The sequence below is a fragment of the Nostoc sp. genome (assembly GCF_036917655.1).
GTDB lineage: Bacteria > Cyanobacteriota > Cyanobacteriia > Cyanobacteriales > Nostocaceae > Nostoc.
Map to the genome: position 1 here is coordinate 82,084 of NZ_JBALCY010000047.1, position 23,242 is coordinate 105,325.

The window sequence follows — 23,242 nt, forward strand, 5'->3', positions numbered from 1 at the left end:
TGCCTCATCAAAGACTTGTGTGTATACCGTAGATTCCCTAATAGGGAAGAGGGCTTGGGGTTAGGTTTGAGTAAAAGTATTGAAATACAACCAAAAATAAATTACGAACCTTGTAAAAGGTCATTAATTGAACTTATCCTCTGTTTAATTTGTTCTGTCAGAGAAGTTCTTAATAAATCAAGGGTTTCGGCTGAAAGGTTAAGTAATCCCAAAGCATATAATAGGCTCGAAATACCAATAAATAGAGCCAAAAATCTGCCAAAACAACCGGGATTAATTTCAATAAAACCTAATTTAGATTGCCCGATGACTGCAATCGTTATAAAAACAATTCCTGCTATTAAAAATGTGCTATTTGGCGTTAAATCTGTCATTTTCCTATTAAGATATCTCAGTATTTTTATTGTAGCTATTATTAGTTCAAATTTCTACCCCGGCTATATGCAAAAACATAAAAAATTTGCTCCTCAACATCTATCCACCCTACCCCAAGAAGGGTCTGGCTATTACAGTATCGGTGCTGGATATCATGATGTGCTATGATTTAGAAAGACATATTCTGATTTTTAAACTTATTGAGCAACAAATAGCGTTGATTATCTCAATTGTATTTAAATCCTTCTATTTTACTCAGATACCGAAGGACAAACCCAGATTCTGCAAGAAGCGAACTGACTCATATACCTCTGGTAGAAATCAGATATTCTTAAGTTGCATCTGCTACCGATTAACTGTGAGGTTGCACAGAAGACAAAGGGCTTAACCACCTTGTCTAGCCAAGCCTGATTTTGTGCAGTTTCACAAAGAATTTATATGATTTAAACCTCAATTTTGCTTTTTACTATTTTGCTGAAACTATGCAGTGGTAAAACTTTCAGCATCAAAAAGCCAAAACGTTATCACTTCTTTACTAGACTTTGGCTTAGTTTATATATTAAAATACACTAAGCTGATAGGAATAGTGGGTTTTTATGGAAAGCGTCCAAAAGGTCAGTCAAGAGTTGAATGTAACAGGAGACACAGCCCTGGAGCACTTACAACAGTCTACTCCAGAAGAGTTCAAAAAAGACATTTTCAAAAAACTCAGAGGTGGATTTTTTCTGGTACTGGGATATTTGTTATCACCACTATGTTGGTGGAATGACCTACTATTCAATCTGCCAATAGCTTATGGTTTTGGGTATGCATGTAGTTTACTTTCCCCAAAATTACTTCTACCTTGTTCAATTATAGGATACTGGCTCTCTAATATCGTGGGAATTCTCTTGATGCAATTCGGTTCTAAGGACATTTTTCAAAAAGAACCTCAAGAGCATAACCTCAAAAAAGAATTATTCACGGGTCTAATTTCTTCAACAGCTTATACTCTGTTGATTATACTATTGATCCAGTTGAAGATTCTCGATTCTCCCATTTTATTCTCCAAGGGTTAATTGACTTTATCACCTTTATACAAATGAATCGGTTATAGGGGCGCACATCTGTGCGTCCCTATGTATAAGCAGATATTTCATTAAAAAGAATCTCAATTTTTATCAAATTTTAAAATTTCACTTAAATTAAATAATTTTGGAGCCTCCTTACTTACAATTAATGGCAGTTTCCCATTCCATTTTTCTATTGCTTGCCTTTGCAGGATTTCTGGAGTTAAACCGTCACGTAATAATCTGTGCGCCTCAGCCTCTCCTTTTGCTAAATTAACTTTTGCCTCAGCCTCTTTTGTTGCTTTCAGCGCGATAAACTCTGCTTGTTTTGCTTCTTGTTCAGCAATCTGCTTTGCCTCCACCGCCTCACCAAATCGTTCTGAAAAATGGACATGAACTAGAGAAATATCATCAACTGCAACGTGATAGCTACCTAGTCGTGTGGACAGTGCATCATCTACTACACCTTTGACTTCTCCTCGTTTAGTAATAATTTCTTCAGCAGTGTACTTTGCCATTACTGCTTTTAGTACTTCTTCAACTGCTGGGTTAATAATCCGAATAACTACATCTTGTTCATCTCCAATTTCTTGAAAAATGGCATTTGCTTCTTGGGGAATAATATGCCAATTGAGAGCGACATCGGTGAAAACATTTTGTAAATCTTTGGAAGAAGCCTCAGCGGAAATTTCCTGTTTTTGGACTCGAATACTCAACTTTTTCACAGTATTGACTACAGGAATAATTAAGTGAAGTCCTTCTCCTAATATTTGGTTTTGGACTTCGCCAAATTTCATCAATACACCACGTTCTCCTGCATTTACAATCACACAAGGCGTGAGGAACAGAGTTATCAGGAACAAAAGAGCAGTCAGTTTACCGGCACTGTTAAAAGTTGTAATTTTTCTCATCTGTATGAAACATTTATGCGTCTTGCACAGGGACACATCTTTAGGAGTTGTAGGCTTCTTCCCGTCATCCTCTTATAACTTTGGCTCTAAGTCAATTTTCATCTCACTCTAGCCAAGGTAGTATTACCAATAAGTAGCAAGTCCCTGACTGAGCAGTGAATGTGTTTAATATACAGGCATATAGTTAAGCTGCCAATGTGTACTTTACTACCCAAACTTGCAGCTAGCGAAGGTTAGGTAGCTTTATATTTACATAAATTACTGTAATAGTATCGAAAAACCGTAGTAATTGAAAAAGTAAGTTTGCCCTTAATTGTGTAAAGCAGCAGCGCAATCACATTGTTAATAATCAAAAAGCGTGCCCAGATGCTTACTCAAGGATGGAAAATATGATCATTGAGGAAATTTGTCAAGAAGCAACGGGAGCAGCAATGACAGTTTTTGAAGGCTATACGCAGAGGTCTTTACGATAAATGGATGGGGGTGCAACGCTCTTAACCCATGTATTACATTTAGCTCGTCTTTTTGTTTACTAAATTCATCAGCTGCTTATCCAAGCCGATGAGGTAATCTCTACCGTAAGTCCCATTCTCTAAGCCTGTAACGAGATGATGGGGAATGTCTTGTCTAATTTCTTCGCTACAAGAACCAGCAGCCAGGGCGATCGCAGCTACTGTATCCACATCCCCGGTAAAAGCGATACAATCTTGTAAAAGTTCGCTCATGCTGTCATTTCTGATCACCGCACTAATCGCAGCCCTGACACTCATCCAGCCTTTGGACTTTACTTTTCCTTCCCACGGTTTAGACCACTCGCCAGATACATAACCTTCTAGAAACTCTCCTAATTTACGTTTTGCTCCCAGTCGATAGATAAAATAATGTGACATCAGGGCAGCCGCAACGGCAGCATTGACTCCATCAGGTGTATTGTGGGTAATTGCTGCTTGAATTGTTGCAGCCTCAATGACTTTTTCTGGTGTGGGATAGATACCAATGGGTGCTGCACGCATCGCCGCCCCGCTTTTGTCACTATCAGGGTTAATTTTGGTTAAAAACTCTTCCCCATTCTGAATCTCTACCAGAAAATGGTAGAAGCTTCGAGAATAACCTTCTCTACTATCGCGTTTGAAAGCTCTAACAAAGCTATCGGCTAAAACTTCTGGCGTCCACGGTGCTTGAGCAACAATCACTTCCGCAATGGCAATGCTCATTTGGGTGTCGTCGGTGTAGCTGCCAGGAATGAGTCGAAAACGCGGATGTTGAACGTATCGACTCAAATCGTTGTTAATAATCATCTCGTCAGCATATTCAAAGCCTGCACCGTAGGCATCTGCAAGCGCTAACTCTAGCAGCATATTGGTGTTAAACTAAAAACGGACGCGCCAGAAAAAAGCTAGAAACTGATTTAGCATCTACCGGTTCTCCTTCCAGAATAGCTTTCTCTAATTCTTCGGGAGTCAAAAATACAGTTTCGATGTCCTCGTCTCCATCTTGTGGTGGTGGTGTCTCTAGCTTTTCTAAATCTCGCGCCAGAAAAGCATAGATAATCTCATCAGAATAACCGGGAGCTAGGAAAAATTCGCCTAGTTTGTCCCATTTTTGGGCACTATAGCCAGTTTCTTCGGCGATTTCACGCTGTATTGTCTCTAAAGGCTCTTCATTTGCTTCCACTGTCCCCGCCGGAAATTCTAATATCCGTCCCTGAATTGCAAAACGATACTGGCGCACGAGTACAAGTTTACCCTCTGGCGTCACTGGCACAGCTAGGGCACCACCAGGGTGACGAATACATTCCCATTCTCCTTCCGATTTATTCGGCAAACGCAAACGATTGACTTCAAAATCAAACTTGCGTCCTTTATAAAACAAGCGTTGCTTTAGCAGTTGTGGTAATTCTCTACCTAATGGCATAGTATAATTCTGATTATCTGTGAATACAGAGGCCAAATCAGCGTTCTTCTGCGTTTAAGGATGGTAATTTTAATTGCCCATCAATTAAATGTATATCAGAACAGTCTACCTTTTTCAGCAGTTCTTTAATAACACACCCAGAAACTGGTTCTATCCAATCTGGGGCAATTTCTGCCAGTGGTACTAACACAAAGGCTCGATCCCGCATTCGCGGATGGGGAATCTGGAGATTTGGTGTATCCACAATAATGTCATCATATAATAACAAATCCAAATCTAGGATTCGTGGCCCCCAGCGTTCTTGACGTACACGCCCAAATTGTTGTTCAATTCCTAACAAAATTTCTAATAACTGCTGGGCCTGAATTTCTACCTGCAATGTGACGCAGCCATTTAGGTAATCTGGCTGTGGTGGCCCGACGGCTTTGGTTTTATACCAATTGGATCTGGCTTCTAAGGAAATACCTGGCGTTTGGGCTAAAGTCTCTATAGCTGCTTCTAAAATGGTCTGTGAATCGCCGATATTACTACCAAGGGCAACGGCGCTTCGTCTGGGTTTTGCGTAAGCATAGCTCACCATAGGCATCGTACTCTCCTTAAGTAAGCCGTTTTCTGGCTGTCTTTGCGGATACTTCGCTGCGTCTGTTCCAAAAAATGCCAATATTTATATTCCGAATAGTTATCAAAATTAGAGTAGTTTTATAAAACTAAATTCACTAAATCTAAAAAACATTATTTTTATGGTGAATTTAGTTAATTATTTATAGGATATTATACTAACACAAAGGTGGTGTGCTAACCCCAAAGCTGATTGATGGTGGTTATATAGTTACTACTTTGAGCGAGGAACTGACGTGGGGAAGCTTACCTCCTGGTTCAAGCGAAGACCAACTAATTTGAGTGACTCTGGACAAGGAGGAACAAATGAGAGCTTACCACCAGCACATATGGCGCAGGCGAGGCAGTTACTGAGCAAAATGAAAATTTTACCATCTAAAATGAGGGGCAATCAGGCAACTGGCGGTAAACCACTCTATCGTCGCATCTGGTTTTGGGCAGGCTTGGGTGTAGGTGGTGGGATAGTTGCCTTGATTTACGGTGTCAGTTTAATAGATCGGACTTTGCCAGATCGGGCCGAGTTGAATGCCGTGCTGAGAGAGCAAACACTGACCATCAAAGCCGCTGATGGAAGCATATTACAACAACAAGGTGAAGCGACCAGAGAACAGCTAAAGCTGGAACAAATACCAGATAATTTAAAAAAAGCTTTCATTGCCTCAGAAGATAGAAGATTTAAGCAACATAACGGAGTTGATCCGCAAGGGATTGTGAGAGCAGGTTTGAATAATTTGCGATCGCAAGGTGTGGTAGAAGGTGGTAGCACCATCACCCAACAGCTAACGCGGATTCTCTTTTTGAAACAAGAACAGACAATCTGGCGCAAACTCAAGGAAGTCCGTCTGGCACAAAAAATGGAGCAAGAACTAACCAAAGATCAGATTCTAGAGCGTTACTTGAATCTGGTTTATTTGGGATCTGGAGCTTATGGTGTGACAGATGCAGCCTGGGTATACTTTAGTAAATCGCCAGACCAGCTTTCACTCGCCGAAATGGCAACAATTGCTGGATTGGCTCCTGCTCCTAGCTTGTACGCCCCAGACAAGAATCCAGTAGCGGCAAAACGGCGGCGGGACTTGGTATTGCAACGGATGCAAGAAGATGGAGTGATTACGCCAGAACAAAGGCAGGCAGCGCTTCAGGAGCCACTAACCCTAAAAAGCAGTTTACCTAAGCGAATGCAAGTAGAATCACCCTACTTTACCAGCTACATCCAAAAAGAATTGCCGAAGTACGTTTCCCCGGATGTGCTAAAAAGTGGCGGTCTAGTAGTGGAAACCACGCTCAACCCAACTTGGCAGAAGGTGGCAGACGAAGCAGTAGCTAAAACACTGCGAAATCAAGGACGCTGGGAAAACTTTAAGCAAGCAGCAATGGTGGCCATTGACCCTCGCAACGGTGAAATTAAGGCAATGGTTGGGGGAAAAGACTTTGGTAAAAACCAGTTTAATCGGGTTACTCAGGCACAACGGCAGCCAGGATCGACATTTAAAGGGTTTGTATATGCTACTGCGATCGCTAGCGGTAAAAGCCCCTACGATAGCTACGAGGATGCGCCCTTTGTCGTCGATGGCTATGAGCCGAAAAATTATAGTGAAAACTTCCACGGCTCAATGAACATGAGAGATGCCCTCACCCGCTCTGTTAATATTATTGCGGTGAAGGTGTTGATTGATGTGGGATTTACGCCAACGATTAAACTTGCCCATGATATGGGGATAAAATCTGAACTCAAGCCCACCTATTCTTTGGCTCTCGGCTCAAATGAAGTCAATCTGCTAGAGTTGACCAGCGCCTATGGTAGCTTTGCAACTCAAGGATTGCATACAGAGCCTCATGGTATTACTCGCATCCTCAACCGCCAAGGTAAAGTAATCTGGTCAGCTAATTTCAAGTCAAAACGGGCCCTTGACGCTGACAGTGCCGCCATCATGACTTGGATGCTACGCAACGTCGTAGAAGCAGGGACTGGTGGTGCTGCCCAATTAGATAATAGACCAGTTGCTGGCAAGACCGGCACCTCCGACGAAGCCCGCGATTTATGGTTTATTGGCTACATTCCCCAGATGGTGACAGGGGTCTGGCTAGGTAACGATAATAACCGTCCCACAGACGGCAGTAGTAGTAGTGCGGCTTACACCTGGCACGAATTTATGGAAAAAGCGGTAGAGGGGATGCCCGTAGAAAAGTTTCCCAAACGACCCAAGTTAGAAGATCGCAAAGGCACCATCAAAGCCCAGGCTATCAAGCCCAAACAAGTGCTGAATCGTTCTATTGACTCTGATGATGACTCAGAACAGGAAAGTTCTAGAAATTCTAATTCTGAGGATAGTGGTTCATCTAGGAGACGTAGAAGCAGAAGAAGCTATTCTCAAGAAGAACAGCAATCCAGCGATTCTACCCCAAGACGGAGAAGGCGCGATCGCACCGAAGAATCTAGTTCCAATAACTCTTCCTCAGAATCATCTACTTCACAGCGGCGCTCTAGAAGTGTAGAATCTGATTCTCCCGCGCCTCGAAGAAGTCGGCGAGAGTCCTCTCCCGCCAATAGTTCTGGTTCTTCAGGTTCTTCATCACCAGAACCTAGCTGGCGGGATAGGCTTAGACCTTCTCACTAATAACCCAAGTTGCTAGTTATCCACTGGGAGCGGACTTTGCAGGCGATCGCCCACAACAAGATGTACGTTGTAATAATTTCTGCATCACTCATCCCTGGGCGACAGTCTTCACTATGCCTAATCGCCTTTAACAGGTCATCGATGAAAGCACTCCATCTAAGGGAGGTAAGCTTTCAAAAACAGATGTGGCACTGGCAGATGTTACCCAGGAACGAGTGTTAAATCAAATCCGATCACAATTGCACTGGTAATCAAACCTTGTAAAACTGAGCGCCGTGAAGTGTTTTGTCTCATAATTTTTACTTGGTAACCTGAATTGTCAGATTCTAGACTGGCTTTTATATTAAGTTGACACCTATCCTCCTTGTCTCCCTCACCTCCCCCTGCTCCTCTGCTAATATCAAGTTGCTCAAACTAAACTCTGGGGGGATGTTAGGTGATAGGCTCATCTTATAGTGTGTTAAGTACTGTTATTTAACCTTGGAGAATATACTCATGCATTTATTTATGCAAACAGCATCAGCCATAGATGCTGACCCTCATTTTCCCGTGGCTTTTACCTTGGTGTATGTCGTTGGTTTTATTGCTGCTGTAACCATTGGTTCAATAGCTTGGTACAACTCGAAACGCCCCGCAGGTTGGGAAAGCAAAGAGCGTCCTGATTTTGTGCCTAAGGTTGATAAAGAAGAAACTCCGGGTCTGGGTGAACCGAAGCCATAAATAGTAATGAGTAATGAGTGATGAGTGCCTAGATGTGAGTGCCAAACTTAAAAATCATCTATCTAAAGACGTGATTATTTGCCTCTTGTCAACTCATAACTCATAACTCCCTGTTAGTTTTGCACTTCAACCCAACGACGGTAAAGCTTTTGAATTTGTTTGAGAAGTGCATTGTGAGCCGGTTGATTTGAGTCATTCGGCTTGGCTATATCCTGCAACTCCGTCAAGAGTCTGGCTTCTTCGACGGCAACCTCACCATCGCTATAAATTAAGCCACTGATGGCTTCAATCAGATTTTCACAATCTTCAAGGCTGGGGCGATCGCCTAAATACTCTCGCACCCAGTCATAGCACTCTTTTGGTTGTACAGGAACTAATTCGTACAGCCAAGGCTTAATCTCTGGATCGTTAGCCAAACCCTTTGCTTGAGCTATTTCGCGGAGATATTGCCGTTCTTCTGGCTGGATTCTGCCATCAATCCAGGCTGCTCCAATCAGGATTTTAACTAAGTTTTTCACATTGTCAGGGGTAACCATTGCTGCCTCCTCTGGTAGATTCAGGCCACCACCAAATCGTACAATCCCAAACAGTATTCACTCGGAATTATTGGTTTTTCTTAAGCGCACCATAAAAAAGCCATCCATGTCCTGTCTATGGGGCCAGACTTTAAACCAACCTTGAGGCGTGGTATGGGCAGAATAAGGCAACTCAACGCCACTGGGAGACTCAATTTGCCAATCAGGTGACTCAGCTAAAAATGCCGAAATCACTTCTTCGTTTTCTGCTGGATGCAATGTACAGGTGGCATAAACTAGTACACCACCAGGTTTGACAAAAGTAGATGTATGTGTTAATAATTCTTTTTGCAGCACCGAAAGTTCTCGGACAGATTCTGGTGTCTGTCGCCAACGAGCATCAGCATGACGGTGCATGGTTCCCAAACCAGAACATGGAGCATCAAGCAATACGCGGTCTGCGGTGTTTTGAAATTGGTTGAAGTGGCGACTGTCACCAGTGTAAATTTGAATAGATTGTAAATTCAGCCGTTGAGAATTTTCTTGGAGTTTACGAAGACGAGAAGCAGTGCGATCGCACGCCCAAATTTTCCCTTTATCTGCCATCAATTCAGCGATGTGGGTTGTTTTACCCCCTGGTGCAGCACAGACATCAATTACCACCTCACCTGGTTGGGGGTCAAGCAAATGACTTACCAATTGAGCGCTACTATCTTGTACAGTCCACCAGCCTTCTTTGAAACCAGGTAGTTTTTGAATTGACCCAGTATTACCAATAAATCGTAAAGCTTGGGGTAAATGAGGAATCCGTCTCACCAAAATACCAACAGATTGCAAAGCCGCCTCAACTTCCTCGATTGAAGTGCAAAGTGGGTTGATACGCAAGTCAATTGTTGGTGATTGGTTCATCCATTCACACAGTTGTTCTGTCTCGGCCAAACCCAATTGTTCTAACCAGACTTGAATAATCCAGTCAGGAAAGCTGTGTAAAATGCCCAAGCGTTCCACTGGATTTTCTGAAAGTTGTAATGGATCTTTCTTTATCTTTTCTGCAAGGCGGATGTACTGGCGTAATAGACCGTTAACAAAACCCGTGAGTCCAGAAAAACCGTTTTCTTTAGCGAGTTGGACAGTGGTATTAACAGCAGCTGAAGCGGGAATACGCTCTTGATAACGCAGTTGGTAGAAGCCCAGATGTAAGATGGTGCGGAGGTCTTGTGGTTGTTGATCAGATTTCTTTTTGGCGAGTTGATCAATGAGAGTATCAAGAGTGCGCTGCCTTCTGACACTGCCATAAATCAATTCTGTCACCAAGCGGCGATCGCAATCAGCCAAATTAACTTTTTGCAGCACTCTATCTAGGGCAACATCAGCATAAGCCCCCTTATGAACATCTCGCAGGGCGATAAAAGCTAGTTGACGCGGGTTTGTCATGGAAACAGGATTCAGGAGTCAGGAGGCTTTTGTATTCTAACTCTGCCAATTTTAGATTTTGGATTTTAGATTTTTTCTTCAATCCAAAATCTAAAATCCAAAATTGAATGATTCCTAACTTCCCTATCGAGACATATACGGGTCTACACTAGCGATTTCCAACTCACATGCTCTAGAAACCTGTTCTGCTGGTAATTTTCCAAAGCTGATTAATGGTAAATAAGTGGGGTTTGCCATCAATTCTTTTGCTAATAAGAACCCAGTAATTGTCCAAGTTTGATATTTCCTAGCTTGTTTCCCAATCAGTCGCCCTTTCTTCCCGTCGTAATACTCTGGCCATTCATCTGTACTGAGTCGTCCTTGGGCAGTTTCAATAGCCTTTTGTGCAAGACTTATTTTGTTAGTTTTCACAGCGGCAGCTGCCAACATCCACATTAAAACTGGCCAACTACCAGCATTATGATACGACCAGGGGATATTTTTGGGGTCGCATCCAGTGACAATTCTGTATTCTTCATGTTCCAAAGCTGGGAAACAAATTTTCATTGGCATATCTCCCACCAAATCATCCCATCGTTCCTCGATGAGAGTCATAATCGCTTGTGACTGTTCTTCGGTGGCTAAGTCTGAAATGATTGCCATTAAGTTTCCGAGTGAAAAGAAGCGAGTATCTAGCTGCGACGGCCCGACATTACCTGCTAGATAACCACCTTTTTTTGGCAGCCACTTATCTAATTCATAATAGGGAACAGAATCTACATATATATTGAACAAATTAACAGCACCCTTGCCATATTCTTCACTTTTGAAGCGATAAATTGCATTCAGGCGATTAATATCTATCCAATAATGCTGGCGAATATGAGCACATAAAAGAGGCAACCGGTTATCAATGGCTGCAACAATATCAGAATTACCTTTACAAATTAGCAGTTCACGAGATGCACGCAATGCCGTGTAAAAAAGAACTTGTAGCTCTAGAGGATGCCCATAAATGCCCATCCGACGATCAATCATACAAGCACCATCGGGAACCAACAGCGTTGGATACATATCAAAACGATTCGCCAAGCAGATTTCCATGATTAACCTGATACCATTTTGGAATTCAGGTTGATCGGCTAGAGAAAAGTCATCTGTGGCGACTACATAAGCACGTAACAAAATAATCCACCATAGGCAAGAATCTACAGGTGTAACTCTAGCGATCGCATGTTCACCAAAGTCTGCTTCTAAATATTCTTCCCCATTTTCTGATACAACTTTAAAGCTAGCTGGTATTAATCCTCGTCCCGGTTTATAGGCATCTAATGCCTTTTCTTTCGGCTGTAACTTTAAGGTTTCTTCTAAGAAATTACGAACAATATCTGTTCTACCTTTGATCAGAAAAATTAGACCGGCAGAGACAAAATCCCGAACAAAGCACTGATCATAATTGAGCGCCGCTACAGATGCATCATAAGCCGCTACCGTGCCAACGGGACGGCCTTGATAGTAGAGAATTGACTTTTCTAGTGCTTCCCATGCTTCTCCTACTTCTTTTAAATTTTCAGTAGTTTCCAATTCGTTTAGGTGCATCGCCAGAATAACTCCATTTGGATTGTGAATTTGTGGTAGATGCGTCTTCATTTATTATTTTTGCTATTCTCAGCATAACAAAAACGATTCTTTGAATAGCAAATATAATTTGCAGAAAAATTAATCAACTAACTAGCAATAAATCTGCTGACATTTATGCAGCTTTATTGCTAGTTAATTTGCTTATAATCGATTACTCTTTTGATGAATTATAGTTGTTGTTCTTCACCGCAAGCAGTAACATTATTCTTAAAAACAGTCACACCAGATATATTTTGAGATTATTTATCGTTCCCTCTCATGTCCAGAATCTTTGCTTTACCAAACAAAAATATATCTTCAGTGCTGTTTAGAGTTTGTGTGAAGTTAAAACTGGTTGCAGTATATTTACTTGAGCCGGATTAGTTTTTGACACTAAGAGGTCAGATTATTCCCCTATAAACTAATAATTTATAACTTTTTTTCAGAATATGCAAGATGAGCGCTTTAAAAATTTAAGATGTCAATACTTCTGAAGAGTTATATATTTTACCCTACTTGACATTGGTGAGCGTTTAACTGCTCCTGAAATTCTTTATAAGCTTGATTAATTGCTTGCATTGAAGCAATTGCTTTCGCAGAACTGTTGACATCAGGATGATACTGTCTTGCTAATCGATGGTAGGCAAGTTTAACAACATTGGCATTATCACTTTGCTCTACACCCAAAACTTCCCACCATTCCCCAGATAATACGGAGTCGAAAGTAAATTTATCAAAGCTTTGCACTTGACTCCAAATCTTGATGCTTGCACCATTACCGCCACTTAGCAGCGTCTTGCCATCAGGACTGAAAGCAACAGGACTACACCCAGAAAGACTTTGTAGTAGTTCTCCAGTAGGTAGGTTCCAAAGTTTGATAATACCGTCTCTGCTGGCACTGGCCAGGCTTTTTCCATCGGGGCTGATGGCAACAGACAAAACCGCCCCGGAGTGTCCAACTAGAGTACTGAGTAATTCTCCAGTTTGGAGATTCCACAGCTTCATTGTCGCGTCTGTGCTACCACTAATAAGAGTTTGACTGTTAAAACTAATAACAACTGTATTCACAGCTCCCAAATGTTCAGTGAAAATATAGCGCTGTTCCCAAGTTTTGACATCCCAAAGCCTAATAGTTTGATCAGCGCTACCACTTGCAAGGATTTTACCATCGGGACTGATGGTGACAGACAAAACTGCATCTGAGTGTCCATTCAAGGTGCGTTTTATTGTTCCCGTATAGCGTTCCCAAATTCTAATCGTCTTATCGGTAGCACCACTAGCAATAATTGCTCCATCAGGACTATAGGCAACCGAGTTAACAAAACCATTATGACTGTAGGGAGAACTTAAATAAAATAATGTCCGGTGAAATTTTCTTGTGTCCATCTGCCAACTGCTGATTTTGCGGTCGACGCTGCCACTTGCAATTTGCTGTCCATCGGGGCTGATAGCAACAGATAAAACTGCCTCTGCTTGTCCAGAGAACGTGTAAAGCCATTTTCCTGTTTTCAAGTTCCACAGATAAACTTGTCTGTCATCACTGCCACTAACCAAGGTAGTACCATCAGGACTGATAGCGATCGCATTAACTGCCGCTAAGTGACCCTTGAGTGTGCGTACACATCTCCAGGTTTCAGGTAGCTGAGTTGTCGGAGATATTATTTCTGGTTCAATATTGGGAGTAGAAGGTTTAGGGGTAACAAATTCTGATTTTTTCTTTAATTTAGCTTTGAGCGTCTGTAACTCATCTTCAACTTCTAAAGCAGCAAATTTTTGGTTGAAATCCTCACCAGATAAAAATGCTTCTAATTCCATCACTGCTTCTGAATAGGCATCCATCAGCAAAACTTTCTCTTCCATTCGCTCAAAAAGCTCTGCTGGAGTTTCGCTAATTTCAGATTCGTCTAACAGTTTGGCAATACCATAGGCGGCGAGTCCCACCACTGCACCAATTCCCGCCATCGGTACTGCACCAATCCCAAATGCCAGCCCTACTTTAGGCGCGACTAAACCCATACCACCGACGACGCTATAAATACCAGCACCGCCGACTGCACCAATTCCCATTGTAGCGAAGGCAGCTGCATCTCCTTCTGCGATCGCTTTAAAAGCGCCATAAGCAGCTGCACCAACCACAGCGCCAGCACCGACTACAGGAGTTATACCAATGCCAACAGCGCCAAATCCGCCTGCTAGTCCCATCCCGCCAACTGTTGCGGAAACACCAGCGCCTGCTATGGTTCCGCCTGCAATAAATACTGCGCCTGTTTTAGAGTTTTGTGTCACTTGTTTTTGTTTTTGAAGCTTTCAACTATAGCTGACAATTCAGGTCATGTGGAAAAGCCTACGAAAGACCTAGCCCCCTCTCTCATGGGTAGGTTTTTCAGATACGGTGAAAAGTCAGCAACTATAAACCTTTGCTCTTTAGCCAATTGATAAACAGGTCAGCGATCGCTAAGTTACCGTGTTCAAGCATTTGCAGATGACCGTGGGCAGGGAGTCCAACTTCAGGAAGCCAAATAAAATCACCCCGGAAATATTTTGCAGTTTCTGCATCTGTCTCACGAGGATGGCGCGGGTCTTGGTCGCCTGTAATCACACAGATGGGAATATCAAATAGTATCTGAGGGTCGCAAATATAAAACCCTCCTCGTTCAACATTTCTGCGTTCGTTGCTAATCCGCGCACTCTCAGCGACCAAACTGCAAAAGTAATTTTCAAATGCCTGTTGCGGAAAAGTATCTGAGTTGGTAAAGTACTTTTTAGTATCTTCACGCGACTGGATACGTGGACGGTCTTCGGGAAAAGCCAAAGAAGAGTTTTTTGTGATAACTGGTAATAGATTGGCTGGTGGACTTGGTGCAATGCCTATAATAGCTTTAACAAGTTTGGGATGAGTTTGTGCCGTCTCCCAACCAACGACACCAGACATACTGTGGGTAAGAATCACAGCCGGGCCAATCTGTTGGAGTAGCGCCACTGTAGCATCGATTATCCGTTGATATGACATCACGGGGAAGTCTGGAACAAAACCCGATCGACCATGCCCTGGCCAGTCAAGAATATAAGTTTGGTAGCCTTTTTCTGCCAGATATGCTGCCCAACCTTGGCGATTATCGGGTGTTTTGACAAAGCAAGTACCTGTATGAAATGCACCATGTAAAAGCACAATAGGAACTGGATTTTGGTCTTGACTCGGCCGGTAATATTGAACGTACATTTGATACGGAATAGCACCAACAAAGAATTCTGTTTCAGTGTATGAATTCATTTTAAGAAAAGACTTAAATCTTTACGGCAATGTTCATTGTTCACTCACTACAAAAAACTATTAACTGAAATTTTGAACAGTTGCTCTCGTGCAATCATATCATAGTCATGGAAACACAATCTGCTGAAATCACCTTGTAATCTACCTTTCAAGCACCTCTGTTCTCGTTGCTGCCGCCCAAGCAGGAATTGTCTTTTTTAGCTTTAGTTTGCTCTTGAGGTTTAGGTGGTAGCAATAATGCTTCTTTAAGTCGCTGTAATTCATCATCAACCCATACATCAACATCTTCATGTTCAAAGCTGATGAATGTCGGTGAAAACTCACTGTTCTTAGGCTTACTTCGTAATACTTCATTCTGTGCTTCTGAAACCTTTTTCTTCCAAGATTTTAAACTACTTTTAATTGCGTCTACTTGCGGTTGTTGCTCCTCTACAAGGGTTTTTAGCCTACTAGCAATTGCTTGGTATCGTTCTTTTTGGAATTTTGCTTGACGAATTAAATCCTGATTACTTCCTTTCAAAGCAAGTTGATATTCTTGTTCCCATTTATCAGTTGCCGCTTGAGCTTTCGCATAGTCTCGTTGAGCAATTTCTTGGGCTACTCTGGAGTGGCTTGCCCCTTCGCGTAACTTTTGTAGCGCATCCTGTGATGATTGATTTTGGTCGTAAAGTCCCATAAGTTTATCTGAGTAGCCTTATTACCCAGAGCGTAGACTAATTAATACTGTTGCGTCTTCGGAAAATTACTTAAGTATTGACTTTTGCTTTTAATGCTATGTCAGAAAAGTCTCAGTACAATATTTCATTAATTCGTAGCGAAATAAATTAGGCAAAACTCTGCGTTACTTTGCGTTTAAAAATATTACAATTTTACGCACTCATTACCAAATAATCGTAACTAATCCTGATGGGGTCATATTTGAATCACAGGTTAATAGTTGCACTTCATCACCTTTATTTGCTAAAACTAGCGCAGTTGCAGTAATTTGTCTATCGTGCATTTCATTAATAGCAGATAAACTCATAGTTGTTTCAATTACATCTTTGTCCAATGGATAAATTACCACACGGGGATCAGCTTCAACTGCTAAAAGTAAATTCTTGGCAGAAGGAATAGATGTTCTTCCTCTCTCAACAATCCAAACAGCTTCGGCTAATGTTGTAGCTTGTATAACTAACTGGGAATCAGGATTAGAAAGAATAGCATTGGCATTAGCACCTAATCGGGAATTTCCTTCGATAAACCAGATGAGAGCATGAGTATCAATCACGTACTTCATAACTACTTATGACCAATCTAATCCGTCTTCGGTATCTCCATGAAATTCAGTAATGTGAAAATCTTTTTCTGTTGATTGTTTCTTTCCAGAAAACATACCAAGCTGCATTATCTGCTTTGGGGCTTGAGATTTTTTTGATTCTAGAAAAGTGACAATAACACGGCTTTCTGATACATCAGATGGTAATTCTGAGAGTTGTATCTCCCCGTTATTGTATACTCCTTCAATAGATTGCAACATTAGTATTTACCAAATTTGTACTCAGAGAAATTATAAAGTTAATCCTAAAAAGATGCCGATTTGCTTAAAAACATCAAATTTTTGGGCTGTACTGGCGCGATCGCGTGTGCGTAACTTCCCCATGTTCCAGCTTATCTGCCAAAACACGCAGTGCTAATGCTTGAACTCTAGCAACTGCTTCTTCTCGTGTCTGCCCGTAAGCTAGCACACCAGGAAAATCAATCACTTCTGCTTATTGCGTCCATCCTCTTCTTGTTCAATCTCTATCGTGAAGTTCATAGCGAGTAAAGGTATTGTAATAAAAGCGATTCCTGGATAAAACAAAAAATTTATATGACCTCAGTTGATTCTAGCAAGCACAAAAAAGCCAGAGCCTTAAAACCTACCAGCCGCCGCCCTGCGAAAGAACTCTGTAGCGAGTGCGGACTATGCGATACATACTATATTCACTATGTCAAGGAAGCCTGCGCTTTTATTAATCAGCAAATAGGCGAACTTGAAGAAGAAACGCACACGCGATCGCGCCATCTCGACAATCCTGATGAACTCTACTTTGGTGTTCACCAAGACATGATAGCAGCGCGGAAACAGCAACCCATCGAAGGCGCACAATGGACAGGTATTGTTAGCAGCATTGCTATTGAAATGCTCAATCGCGGCTTAGTTGAAGGTGTCGTGTGTGTGCAAAACACCAAAGAAGACCGCTTTCAACCCATGCCCATCATCGCCCGAACTCCAGAAGAAATACTAGCAGCGCGGGTAAATAAACCAACGCTTTCCCCGAACCTTTCCGTATTGGAACAGATAGAGAAATCGGGGATGAAGCGGCTATTAGTAATTGGTGTTGGTTGCCAAATCCAGGCGCTACGAGCCGTAGAAAAACAACTGGGTTTAGAAAAGCTGTATGTTTTGGGTACGCCCTGCGTAGATAATGTTAATCGCGCCGGACTGCAAAAATTCTTAGAAACCACCAGCCGCTCGCCTGATACAGTTGTGCATTACGAATTCATGCAAGACTTCCGGGTTCACTTCAAACATGAGGATGGCTCATCAGAAACAGTGCCTTTCTTTGGTTTGAAGACTAACAAACTCAAAGATGTCTTTGCCCCATCCTGTATGAGTTGTTTTGATTACGTCAACTCCCTAGCCGATTTAGTTGTTGGCTACATGGGCGCACCTTTCGGTTGGCAATGGATTGTAGTTAGAAATGACACTGGTAAGGAAATGCTGGATTTGGTGAAAGACCAGTTAGATACTCAACCAGTGATGTCTAAAGGCAACCGCAAGGAAGCTGTACAGCAAAGTATTCCCGCTTACGATAAAGGCGTTACCCTCCCGATGTGGGCAGCAAAACTGATGGGTGTGGTAATCGAAAAAATCGGCCCCAAGGGTTTAGAATATGCACGGTTTTCGATTGATTCTCACTTTACTCGGAATTATTTGTATGTGAAGCGAAATCATCCAGAGAAATTAGAAGCGCACGTTCCAGAGTTTGCCAAGCGTATTGTTGGGCAATATAAGTTACCAGAATAAAATAGAATCTGGGGCATGGGGCATTGGGCATGGGGCATTGGAAGCTTTGAGGTTCCAGGGTGGATGGATCTAGTTCTAACTCTTGCCATCTCCCATCTCCCATCTCCCCATCTCAGTTGTAACTACTGGCTTGACGAGTAAACCTGTAATACTGGAGAGTAGATTCCTCTCTCCGAAAGGTCAAGAGGCTTTGAAACTCCCATTCCCTTGTAGGGAATGGGGTAGGGGGGTTAGGTTTGAGAGCTTTTGGTGTTAGCAATAATACTTTTCAAACATCATCTCAATCATTTGCCGTAGTTGAGGTGTAAACGTTACTGTGGGTTAGTTGATTTTTGGAAGTTCCCATATTCTAATTCTTTGAGGTTCACGGGACGATGTATCGCTTGTTGCTTGGCAACGTATCCAAAATTAGCAAAGTCAGTAAAATAGCCATCTATTCCTAACTTAATGAACTGTTCAAACTCACGAAGCGGTTGCCCGTGGTAGTCAGGGGACAGAAAATATGAATCGCTGCGGAAGGTGTAAGGATGGAGTAGCAAGCCAGCATTATGAGCATCGCTAACTAAGGAAGTTGGCTTTTCGAGGAACTTATCAGCATCGCTAATCTGCCCATCTCCATTAATATCAATCGGTTGACCTTGCTTATTCAATCGTGCAGAGGCAGGCACAATTAGCCGTTTGTCAGGGCCAATTCCGGTTGCGTAAGTTTTAACTTGGGTCAACCCTTTAGGAGTGATCAGATCAGCGTAGGTTTGAGGAACCTTGTGGTAAATAAAGTCATAAGGAGCGCCACTGCTATCAATTAACTGAATCAGAGGAATATCGACTCCAGCAGCAGGCATGATCTTATTTTTTAATTCTTTAAGATTAGAGACTTCAAAAGATTGAATAAAAATGCGATCGCGATTGGTGTAGCCGTTCGCAACCAACTGATTAATCAGAAGTTGTGAAGTATTGACATGGATCGGAGTGCCATCTAAATATTTACCAGCTTCAGCAAAATATGTTGGGTGCTTGGTTTCGGGATAGATACCAATTTTCCGACCAGTTTTTGCTTCGCTGCGTTTGGCAAGATTGATAACTTCATCAAAAGTAGGGATTTGGAACACACCATTATATTGAGTATTCTGAGGACGAATACTTGGGAGGCGCTCGATTGCCCGCAGTTTCTTAATCTCAGCTAAAGTAAAGTCTTCTGCAAACCAACCTGTAACACGATTCCCGTCAAGGACTTTGGTTGTTAAACGTTTAGCAAATTCTGAAACATCGGCAACGTTTGTTGTGGCTTCTTGAATAGTAGGTTTCCCATGAGCATCGTAAACAATCTTGCCATTGCTATCTGTTTTCACTGTTGCCAATAGAGGTTCGTGGCGAACAATCAAGACTCCATCTTTGGTTACTACCAAATCAGGTTCAATGTAGTCTGCACCAAATTCAATTCCTAAGTTGTGAGAACCAATCAGATCATGCCCAAAATCTCCCACCGTATGTTCTGGACGATAACCAGTTCCACCGCCGCGATGACCGATTACTATCGGAGCTTGTCCGTATAGAGTATTTAGTTTAGGGGAGTTTATAGCGTGAACAAAATTCATACTCCCTAGAATCACTGAAACAGATAATGCTAGAAAAAAGCAGAGAAATAATACATAACGTTTGAGCCGAAGCATATTTTCAAACCTCGCAAATCTATAACTTTATAGTTTGAGACTGCGAGGTTAAAACAAGGTTTACGAGAGTTTAAACTCTGTAATTGGCTGTCTTCTGCGGGACTGGATTTACCACTTGATATCATGTCCGCTTGATTGCTTATTAAACCCGAAGAACCCCACCCCGACAAAGCTGCGTTTTGTCTCCCCTCCCGAAGAGCGGGGAGGGGTTGGGGGTGGGGTTCTTTTAAAATCTAAAATTCGGTGAGGTTATGCCGGATAAATCCGCAATCTTCTATTTGGTTCTTCGCCAAAACTATGCGACTTGAGGCGATAATGTTCTACCAACTCATGTTGCATTTTGCGGACTTGGGGAGAACGCGGCAATAACTCCACTGGTTGTCCTTTCGGAATCACAATTTGCTCAACAGCAAGTCTAGCTTCTTCCAAGGCATCCATCTCATCATCGCTACCATTGTGCAAAAACAGTTGCAGTTCCCGGTCATCAGCCATCTCTGGGTCGTCGATGTTCAGCAACCGCCGCAAACCACGGGTAATTTGGGGAATGGTGCTGGACTTAATCATGTGGATGGGTACATGACGGGCTTTGGCCATTTGGCGTAATTTAGCGTGGTTTTTGACGTGCGATCGCAGTGCTAAAATTGCATCAGCACTATCTATATCTTTTGTCAATACCACGGGTAAAGTTAGTACGCTAATTACCTGTTCTAGCTGGTGGCGGCTAACGCCATAAGGGTAAACGTGCAGTGGCAAATCTTCACCATTGGGGCCGGGCTGTCTAGTAGCAGCACCCAAATCAATGCTCTCAGCATAATTGAAGGATTCATCCAACAAACGATCAAACTCACTGCGTCCAGTTACCCGCTCTACAGGCAATTGCGGCAGTGCAACCATTTGTCCAGATGAACGCCAGCCATTAGACGGTCGCGCTGGTGGGAAAGATTCCTCCACTGTTGCTAACTGTCCACCGCGACCGTTGACAACAGCTAACTGGCGTGTAACACCGATTTTGCCCTGTTCATCAACGGTTCTCGTTTGTGGGGTAGCCTGACGCCCCCGCAGCAGATTATCTACTGTGTCAGCAACACTTTCGTGTACTGTCCAGCGTTGGCGTTCCAACATTTCCACCGCAATTTCAAAGGTAGGAGGGGCTTTCCGCTCCAAAACAGTCTTTTGGCTGCCCCGGCGTCTAGCTTCGTCGTCTCCCAGTGTCACAGCTTGGATACCCCCAACTAAATCAGCCAGGGTGGGGTTTTTAATCAGATTTTCGATCTGATTCCCGTGGGCAGTACCTACCAACTGTACACCCCGTTCCGCAATGGTACGAGCCGCTAAAGCTTCCAGTTCCGTGCCAATTTCATCAATGACGATCACTTCTGGCATATGGTTTTCCACTGCCTCAATCATCACCTGATGCTGTTGTTCTGGATGAGCCACTTGCATCCGCCGAGCGCGACCAATGGCGGGGTGGGCAACATCACCATCCCCAGCGATTTCGTTGGAAGTGTCAATAATCACCACTCGCTTATGCAGATCATCCGCCAAAACACGGGCAATTTCCCGTAAGGCAGTAGTTTTGCCCACGCCTGGACGACCCAGCATGAGAATCGATTTACCCGTTTCTACCAAATCGCGGATCATGCCAATGGTTCCGAATACCGCCCGACCAACGCGACAGGTCAAGCCAATAATCTTGCCGGTGCGGTTGCGGATGGCGCTGATCCGATGCAAAGTTTGCTCAATTCCTGCCCGATTATCTCCGCCAAAGATTCCGACTCGTTGAATGCAATCATCTATCTGTTCTTGAGTAACGGGTACTTCGCTCAGATACTCAGCTTGATTGGGAAAGCGAGCCTCTGGGCGACGACCCAAATCCAAGACCACTTCTACTAAACTATCTCGTTTGGGATGACTCTCTAGTACTTGTCGCAGGTCTTGGGGCAAAATGTCTAATAACTTTTGGAGATCGTCTGTAATCGTCATGCTTTCTATGGTGACGTTTTTAGAGATAGCGAGGACATTTGCGTGCAGGAGAAGCCGCTTTGGGAAATTTTCAAAGAACGAGCGATTAGCGCTCCTGCTGTGACTTGATCTGGGAAACGAGAGAATGGGCAAGTTCTACAGCTTGCCAAAGTAATGTATCATCTTCTTCTAGGCGAACAGGCGCCTTTACATTGGTGTTACTTACCTCCTTATTCTCTAACTGTTCGAGAATTGGTGACAGCAGTACACGGGCGTAGCTACCGTAGGCGACCCCGGCAATTTTTGATTCTGGATTTCGGCTACGCTCAATCGAACGATTTTGGATTTTAGATTGTGGATTGGTGTCTTCTAATCCAAAATCTAAAATCGGCAATCTCAAATCGCTGAGTAGTCCCATTGCCTTTAACTTAGCAACGGTATAGCTATTAGTGCCGCCTGCTAACTGCACATATCCCGGTAACTTAGCTGCCAAAACTTTTTGCCCTAATTTCACCGCAGCTAAAGTGGTGCCATCGCCAATATCACCACTCATGGGACGACCATCGGTTTGCCAAATTAAAGCACTCTTGAGGGGGGCAATCAGGTTATATACTGCTCTCAGGTAGTCAGTCATCCCCTCGCCATCGGGACAACTGATGGCTAGTAACTTTAGTTGATCGGCCCACGGTGAAATTGCCTGCCATAATTGCTCAAATTCTGCCAACCGCCCGACTTTTGTATGGATTTCTACGGCATCTACTCCCGTTGACATTACCAATGGCGCGATCGCTCCCGGCGTTGACATATATGAACTTGTATAAATTATACTATAGGGACAAACTGGTATACAACGACCGCAGCCATAGCACTTTTGTGATAATACTCCCGAAAAGTCTGATTTTATACTGTTAAACACGATTGCTTGTGCCGGACAAATCCGTTCACAGGGTCTAGGGCAGTCTGTAGGACACTCAGTAGGATTAAATTCTGCTTTCCGAAAATGGGGGTCTTCTCCATCGTTTAGGCTGACCATCAAAAAGGGTGAGTTACCTTTGTAGTCAAAACCTCGCTTTTGGGCATCCCTAGCAAGAGTTCTGGCTACTTGTAGCCCTGCTTGCGCCGCTGCAATCACCGCTGGATCAGCTGCGACATCTATGCAGTCAGCGCCCGCCAAAGTATAGGCTAACGTTAAACTTCTGACTGCCGGCAAATGCTGGAAGCTGGCTCCGCAGATCAGCTTGAACCAGTCACCTTGTTTGAGAGATTGTAAAGGGGCGAACAGATCAGTCACTTTTCTATTATGCGTTTATGCGACTAAAAATAGTAGTCTGTAATCAAGAAAAATCCTGATTTCCTAATTAAGGGACTTCCAAGTAAAAAAATATCCAACTATTTTTTGTGGGGAGTGGCTCTCTAGCCCAGCCAGTTGATCAAAGGGGCGAGATGCTCCGTCCCTTGCACAGCTACCATCGGAGAAGTTCTGATGCCTTCTGTCCGAGACGCTACGCGTAGCTGATACGCCGACCTTTAGGCG

Annotated in this window: 21 protein-coding genes and 1 pseudogene; 5 read left to right on the top strand and 17 right to left on the bottom strand. The window is 43.0% G+C overall.

What is annotated here, in order from left to right; translation table 11 throughout:
* Positions 1 to 66: 66 nt before the first annotated feature.
* Complete coding sequence (locus V7K30_RS17120; protein WP_335001183.1) at positions 67 to 543, top strand: hypothetical protein; 477 nt, start codon at positions 67 to 69, stop codon at positions 541 to 543.
* 428 nt (positions 544 to 971) lie between these two features.
* Positions 972 to 1,433: a hypothetical protein gene (locus tag V7K30_RS17125; protein ID WP_335001184.1), complete on the top strand. Its 462-nt coding sequence runs from the start codon at positions 972 to 974 to the stop codon at positions 1,431 to 1,433.
* A gap of 92 nt (positions 1,434 to 1,525) precedes the next feature.
* Here the strand turns inward: V7K30_RS17125 and V7K30_RS17130 are convergent, their stop codons facing one another.
* From V7K30_RS17130 to folK, 4 genes are all read right to left on the bottom strand, one after another.
* Positions 1,526 to 2,335, bottom strand: coding sequence for a prohibitin family protein (locus V7K30_RS17130; protein WP_335001185.1), 810 nt, complete (start codon positions 2,333 to 2,335; stop codon positions 1,526 to 1,528).
* 512 nt (positions 2,336 to 2,847) lie between these two features.
* Complete coding sequence (locus V7K30_RS17135; RefSeq protein WP_335001187.1) at positions 2,848 to 3,693, bottom strand: ADP-ribosylglycohydrolase family protein; 846 nt, start codon at positions 3,691 to 3,693, stop codon at positions 2,848 to 2,850.
* A gap of 7 nt (positions 3,694 to 3,700) precedes the next feature.
* Complete coding sequence (locus tag V7K30_RS17140) at positions 3,701 to 4,249, bottom strand: NUDIX hydrolase (protein WP_335001189.1); 549 nt, start codon at positions 4,247 to 4,249, stop codon at positions 3,701 to 3,703.
* 37 nt (positions 4,250 to 4,286) lie between these two features.
* Complete coding sequence (gene folK / locus V7K30_RS17145; RefSeq protein ID WP_335001369.1) at positions 4,287 to 4,835, bottom strand: 2-amino-4-hydroxy-6-hydroxymethyldihydropteridine diphosphokinase; 549 nt, start codon at positions 4,833 to 4,835, stop codon at positions 4,287 to 4,289.
* A 268-nt stretch (positions 4,836 to 5,103) separates the two neighbouring features.
* Here folK and V7K30_RS17150 point away from each other — a divergent pair, with 268 nt between their 5' ends.
* Positions 5,104 to 7,485, top strand: coding sequence for a transglycosylase domain-containing protein (locus V7K30_RS17150; protein ID WP_335001191.1), 2,382 nt, complete (start codon positions 5,104 to 5,106; stop codon positions 7,483 to 7,485).
* Between the two features lie 56 nt (positions 7,486 to 7,541).
* Here the strand turns inward: V7K30_RS17150 and V7K30_RS34265 are convergent.
* Positions 7,542 to 7,628 (bottom strand): annotated as a pseudogene (locus tag V7K30_RS34265) (IS982 family transposase); the annotation flags it as partial.
* A gap of 352 nt (positions 7,629 to 7,980) precedes the next feature.
* On the opposite strand from V7K30_RS34265, the gene psb35 reads away from it, so the two are divergent.
* Positions 7,981 to 8,205, top strand: a complete 225-nt coding sequence (gene psb35, locus V7K30_RS17155) for a photosystem II assembly protein Psb35 (RefSeq protein ID WP_335001193.1) — start codon at positions 7,981 to 7,983, stop codon at positions 8,203 to 8,205.
* Between the two features lie 113 nt (positions 8,206 to 8,318).
* On the opposite strand, the gene V7K30_RS17160 is transcribed toward psb35, so the two are convergent.
* From V7K30_RS17160 to V7K30_RS17200, 9 genes are all read right to left on the bottom strand, one after another.
* Entirely contained in the window at positions 8,319 to 8,741 is a 423-nt protein-coding gene (locus tag V7K30_RS17160; RefSeq protein WP_335001195.1) for a tellurite resistance TerB family protein, read from the bottom strand.
* Between the two features lie 57 nt (positions 8,742 to 8,798).
* Positions 8,799 to 10,154 (bottom strand): 16S rRNA (cytosine(967)-C(5))-methyltransferase, encoded by a 1,356-nt coding sequence (locus V7K30_RS17165; RefSeq protein WP_335001197.1) that lies wholly within the window; start codon positions 10,152 to 10,154, stop codon positions 8,799 to 8,801.
* 123 nt (positions 10,155 to 10,277) lie between these two features.
* Positions 10,278 to 11,732, bottom strand: coding sequence for a glycoside hydrolase 100 family protein (locus tag V7K30_RS17170; RefSeq protein ID WP_335001371.1), 1,455 nt, complete (start codon positions 11,730 to 11,732; stop codon positions 10,278 to 10,280).
* A 528-nt stretch (positions 11,733 to 12,260) separates the two neighbouring features.
* Positions 12,261 to 14,039, bottom strand: coding sequence for a DnaJ domain-containing protein (locus tag V7K30_RS17175; protein ID WP_335001199.1), 1,779 nt, complete (start codon positions 14,037 to 14,039; stop codon positions 12,261 to 12,263).
* Between the two features lie 121 nt (positions 14,040 to 14,160).
* A complete protein-coding gene (locus V7K30_RS17180; RefSeq protein WP_335001200.1) occupies positions 14,161 to 15,024 on the bottom strand; it encodes an alpha/beta fold hydrolase in 864 nt (287 codons plus the stop codon).
* 148 nt (positions 15,025 to 15,172) lie between these two features.
* Positions 15,173 to 15,700: a PspA/IM30 family protein gene (locus V7K30_RS17185; RefSeq protein ID WP_335001202.1), complete on the bottom strand. Its 528-nt coding sequence runs from the start codon at positions 15,698 to 15,700 to the stop codon at positions 15,173 to 15,175.
* Positions 15,701 to 15,904: 204 nt separating this feature from the next.
* Positions 15,905 to 16,303, bottom strand: a complete 399-nt coding sequence (locus V7K30_RS17190; protein WP_335001204.1) for a type II toxin-antitoxin system VapC family toxin — start codon at positions 16,301 to 16,303, stop codon at positions 15,905 to 15,907.
* A gap of 6 nt (positions 16,304 to 16,309) precedes the next feature.
* On the bottom strand, positions 16,310 to 16,543 hold the full coding sequence (locus V7K30_RS17195) for a hypothetical protein (protein WP_335001206.1): 234 nt from the start codon (positions 16,541 to 16,543) through the stop codon (positions 16,310 to 16,312).
* Positions 16,544 to 16,616: 73 nt separating this feature from the next.
* Positions 16,617 to 16,769 (bottom strand): type II toxin-antitoxin system HicB family antitoxin, encoded by a 153-nt coding sequence (locus V7K30_RS17200; protein WP_335001207.1) that lies wholly within the window; start codon positions 16,767 to 16,769, stop codon positions 16,617 to 16,619.
* A 107-nt stretch (positions 16,770 to 16,876) separates the two neighbouring features.
* Here V7K30_RS17200 and V7K30_RS17205 point away from each other — a divergent pair, with 107 nt between their 5' ends.
* Positions 16,877 to 18,076 carry a Coenzyme F420 hydrogenase/dehydrogenase, beta subunit C-terminal domain gene (locus V7K30_RS17205; RefSeq protein ID WP_335001209.1) on the top strand — a complete coding sequence of 400 codons (1,200 nt, stop codon included), beginning with the start codon at positions 16,877 to 16,879 and terminating at the stop codon, positions 18,074 to 18,076.
* Between the two features lie 311 nt (positions 18,077 to 18,387).
* On the opposite strand, the gene V7K30_RS17210 is transcribed toward V7K30_RS17205, so the two are convergent.
* The 3 genes from V7K30_RS17210 to ldpA form a co-directional block, all read right to left on the bottom strand.
* Complete coding sequence (locus V7K30_RS17210; RefSeq protein WP_335001211.1) at positions 18,388 to 19,671, bottom strand: glycerophosphodiester phosphodiesterase; 1,284 nt, start codon at positions 19,669 to 19,671, stop codon at positions 18,388 to 18,390.
* A gap of 324 nt (positions 19,672 to 19,995) precedes the next feature.
* Positions 19,996 to 21,729: a R3H domain-containing nucleic acid-binding protein gene (locus tag V7K30_RS17215; protein ID WP_335001213.1), complete on the bottom strand. Its 1,734-nt coding sequence runs from the start codon at positions 21,727 to 21,729 to the stop codon at positions 19,996 to 19,998.
* Positions 21,730 to 21,814: 85 nt separating this feature from the next.
* Positions 21,815 to 22,999, bottom strand: a complete 1,185-nt coding sequence (ldpA, locus tag V7K30_RS17220) for a circadian clock protein LdpA (protein ID WP_335001215.1) — start codon at positions 22,997 to 22,999, stop codon at positions 21,815 to 21,817.
* Between the last annotated feature and the right edge of the window lie 243 nt (positions 23,000 to 23,242).

Excerpts from the sequence above, each read along its gene's own strand:
- V7K30_RS17190 (WP_335001204.1), bottom strand. The coding sequence starts at position 16,303 with ATGAAGTACGTGATTGATACTCATGCTCTCATCTGGTTTATCGAAGGA.
- V7K30_RS17125 (WP_335001184.1), top strand. The coding sequence starts at position 972 with ATGGAAAGCGTCCAAAAGGTCAGTCAAGAGTTGAATGTAACAGGAGAC.
- V7K30_RS17140 (WP_335001189.1), bottom strand. The coding sequence starts at position 4,249 with ATGCCATTAGGTAGAGAATTACCACAACTGCTAAAGCAACGCTTGTTT.
- V7K30_RS17205 (WP_335001209.1), top strand. The coding sequence starts at position 16,877 with ATGACCTCAGTTGATTCTAGCAAGCACAAAAAAGCCAGAGCCTTAAAA.
- V7K30_RS17130 (WP_335001185.1), bottom strand. The coding sequence starts at position 2,335 with ATGAGAAAAATTACAACTTTTAACAGTGCCGGTAAACTGACTGCTCTT.
- V7K30_RS17170 (WP_335001371.1), bottom strand. The coding sequence starts at position 11,732 with ATGCACCTAAACGAATTGGAAACTACTGAAAATTTAAAAGAAGTAGGA.
- V7K30_RS17185 (WP_335001202.1), bottom strand. The coding sequence starts at position 15,700 with ATGGGACTTTACGACCAAAATCAATCATCACAGGATGCGCTACAAAAG.
- V7K30_RS17210 (WP_335001211.1), bottom strand. The coding sequence starts at position 19,671 with ATGAATTTTGTTCACGCTATAAACTCCCCTAAACTAAATACTCTATAC.
- V7K30_RS17160 (WP_335001195.1), bottom strand. The coding sequence starts at position 8,741 with ATGGTTACCCCTGACAATGTGAAAAACTTAGTTAAAATCCTGATTGGA.
- V7K30_RS17215 (WP_335001213.1), bottom strand. The coding sequence starts at position 21,729 with ATGACGATTACAGACGATCTCCAAAAGTTATTAGACATTTTGCCCCAA.
- V7K30_RS17135 (WP_335001187.1), bottom strand. The coding sequence starts at position 3,693 with ATGCTGCTAGAGTTAGCGCTTGCAGATGCCTACGGTGCAGGCTTTGAA.
- V7K30_RS17165 (WP_335001197.1), bottom strand. The coding sequence starts at position 10,154 with ATGACAAACCCGCGTCAACTAGCTTTTATCGCCCTGCGAGATGTTCAT.
- folK (WP_335001369.1), bottom strand. The coding sequence starts at position 4,835 with ATGCCTATGGTGAGCTATGCTTACGCAAAACCCAGACGAAGCGCCGTT.
- psb35 (WP_335001193.1), top strand. The coding sequence starts at position 7,981 with ATGCATTTATTTATGCAAACAGCATCAGCCATAGATGCTGACCCTCAT.
- V7K30_RS17180 (WP_335001200.1), bottom strand. The coding sequence starts at position 15,024 with ATGAATTCATACACTGAAACAGAATTCTTTGTTGGTGCTATTCCGTAT.
- V7K30_RS17195 (WP_335001206.1), bottom strand. The coding sequence starts at position 16,543 with ATGTTGCAATCTATTGAAGGAGTATACAATAACGGGGAGATACAACTC.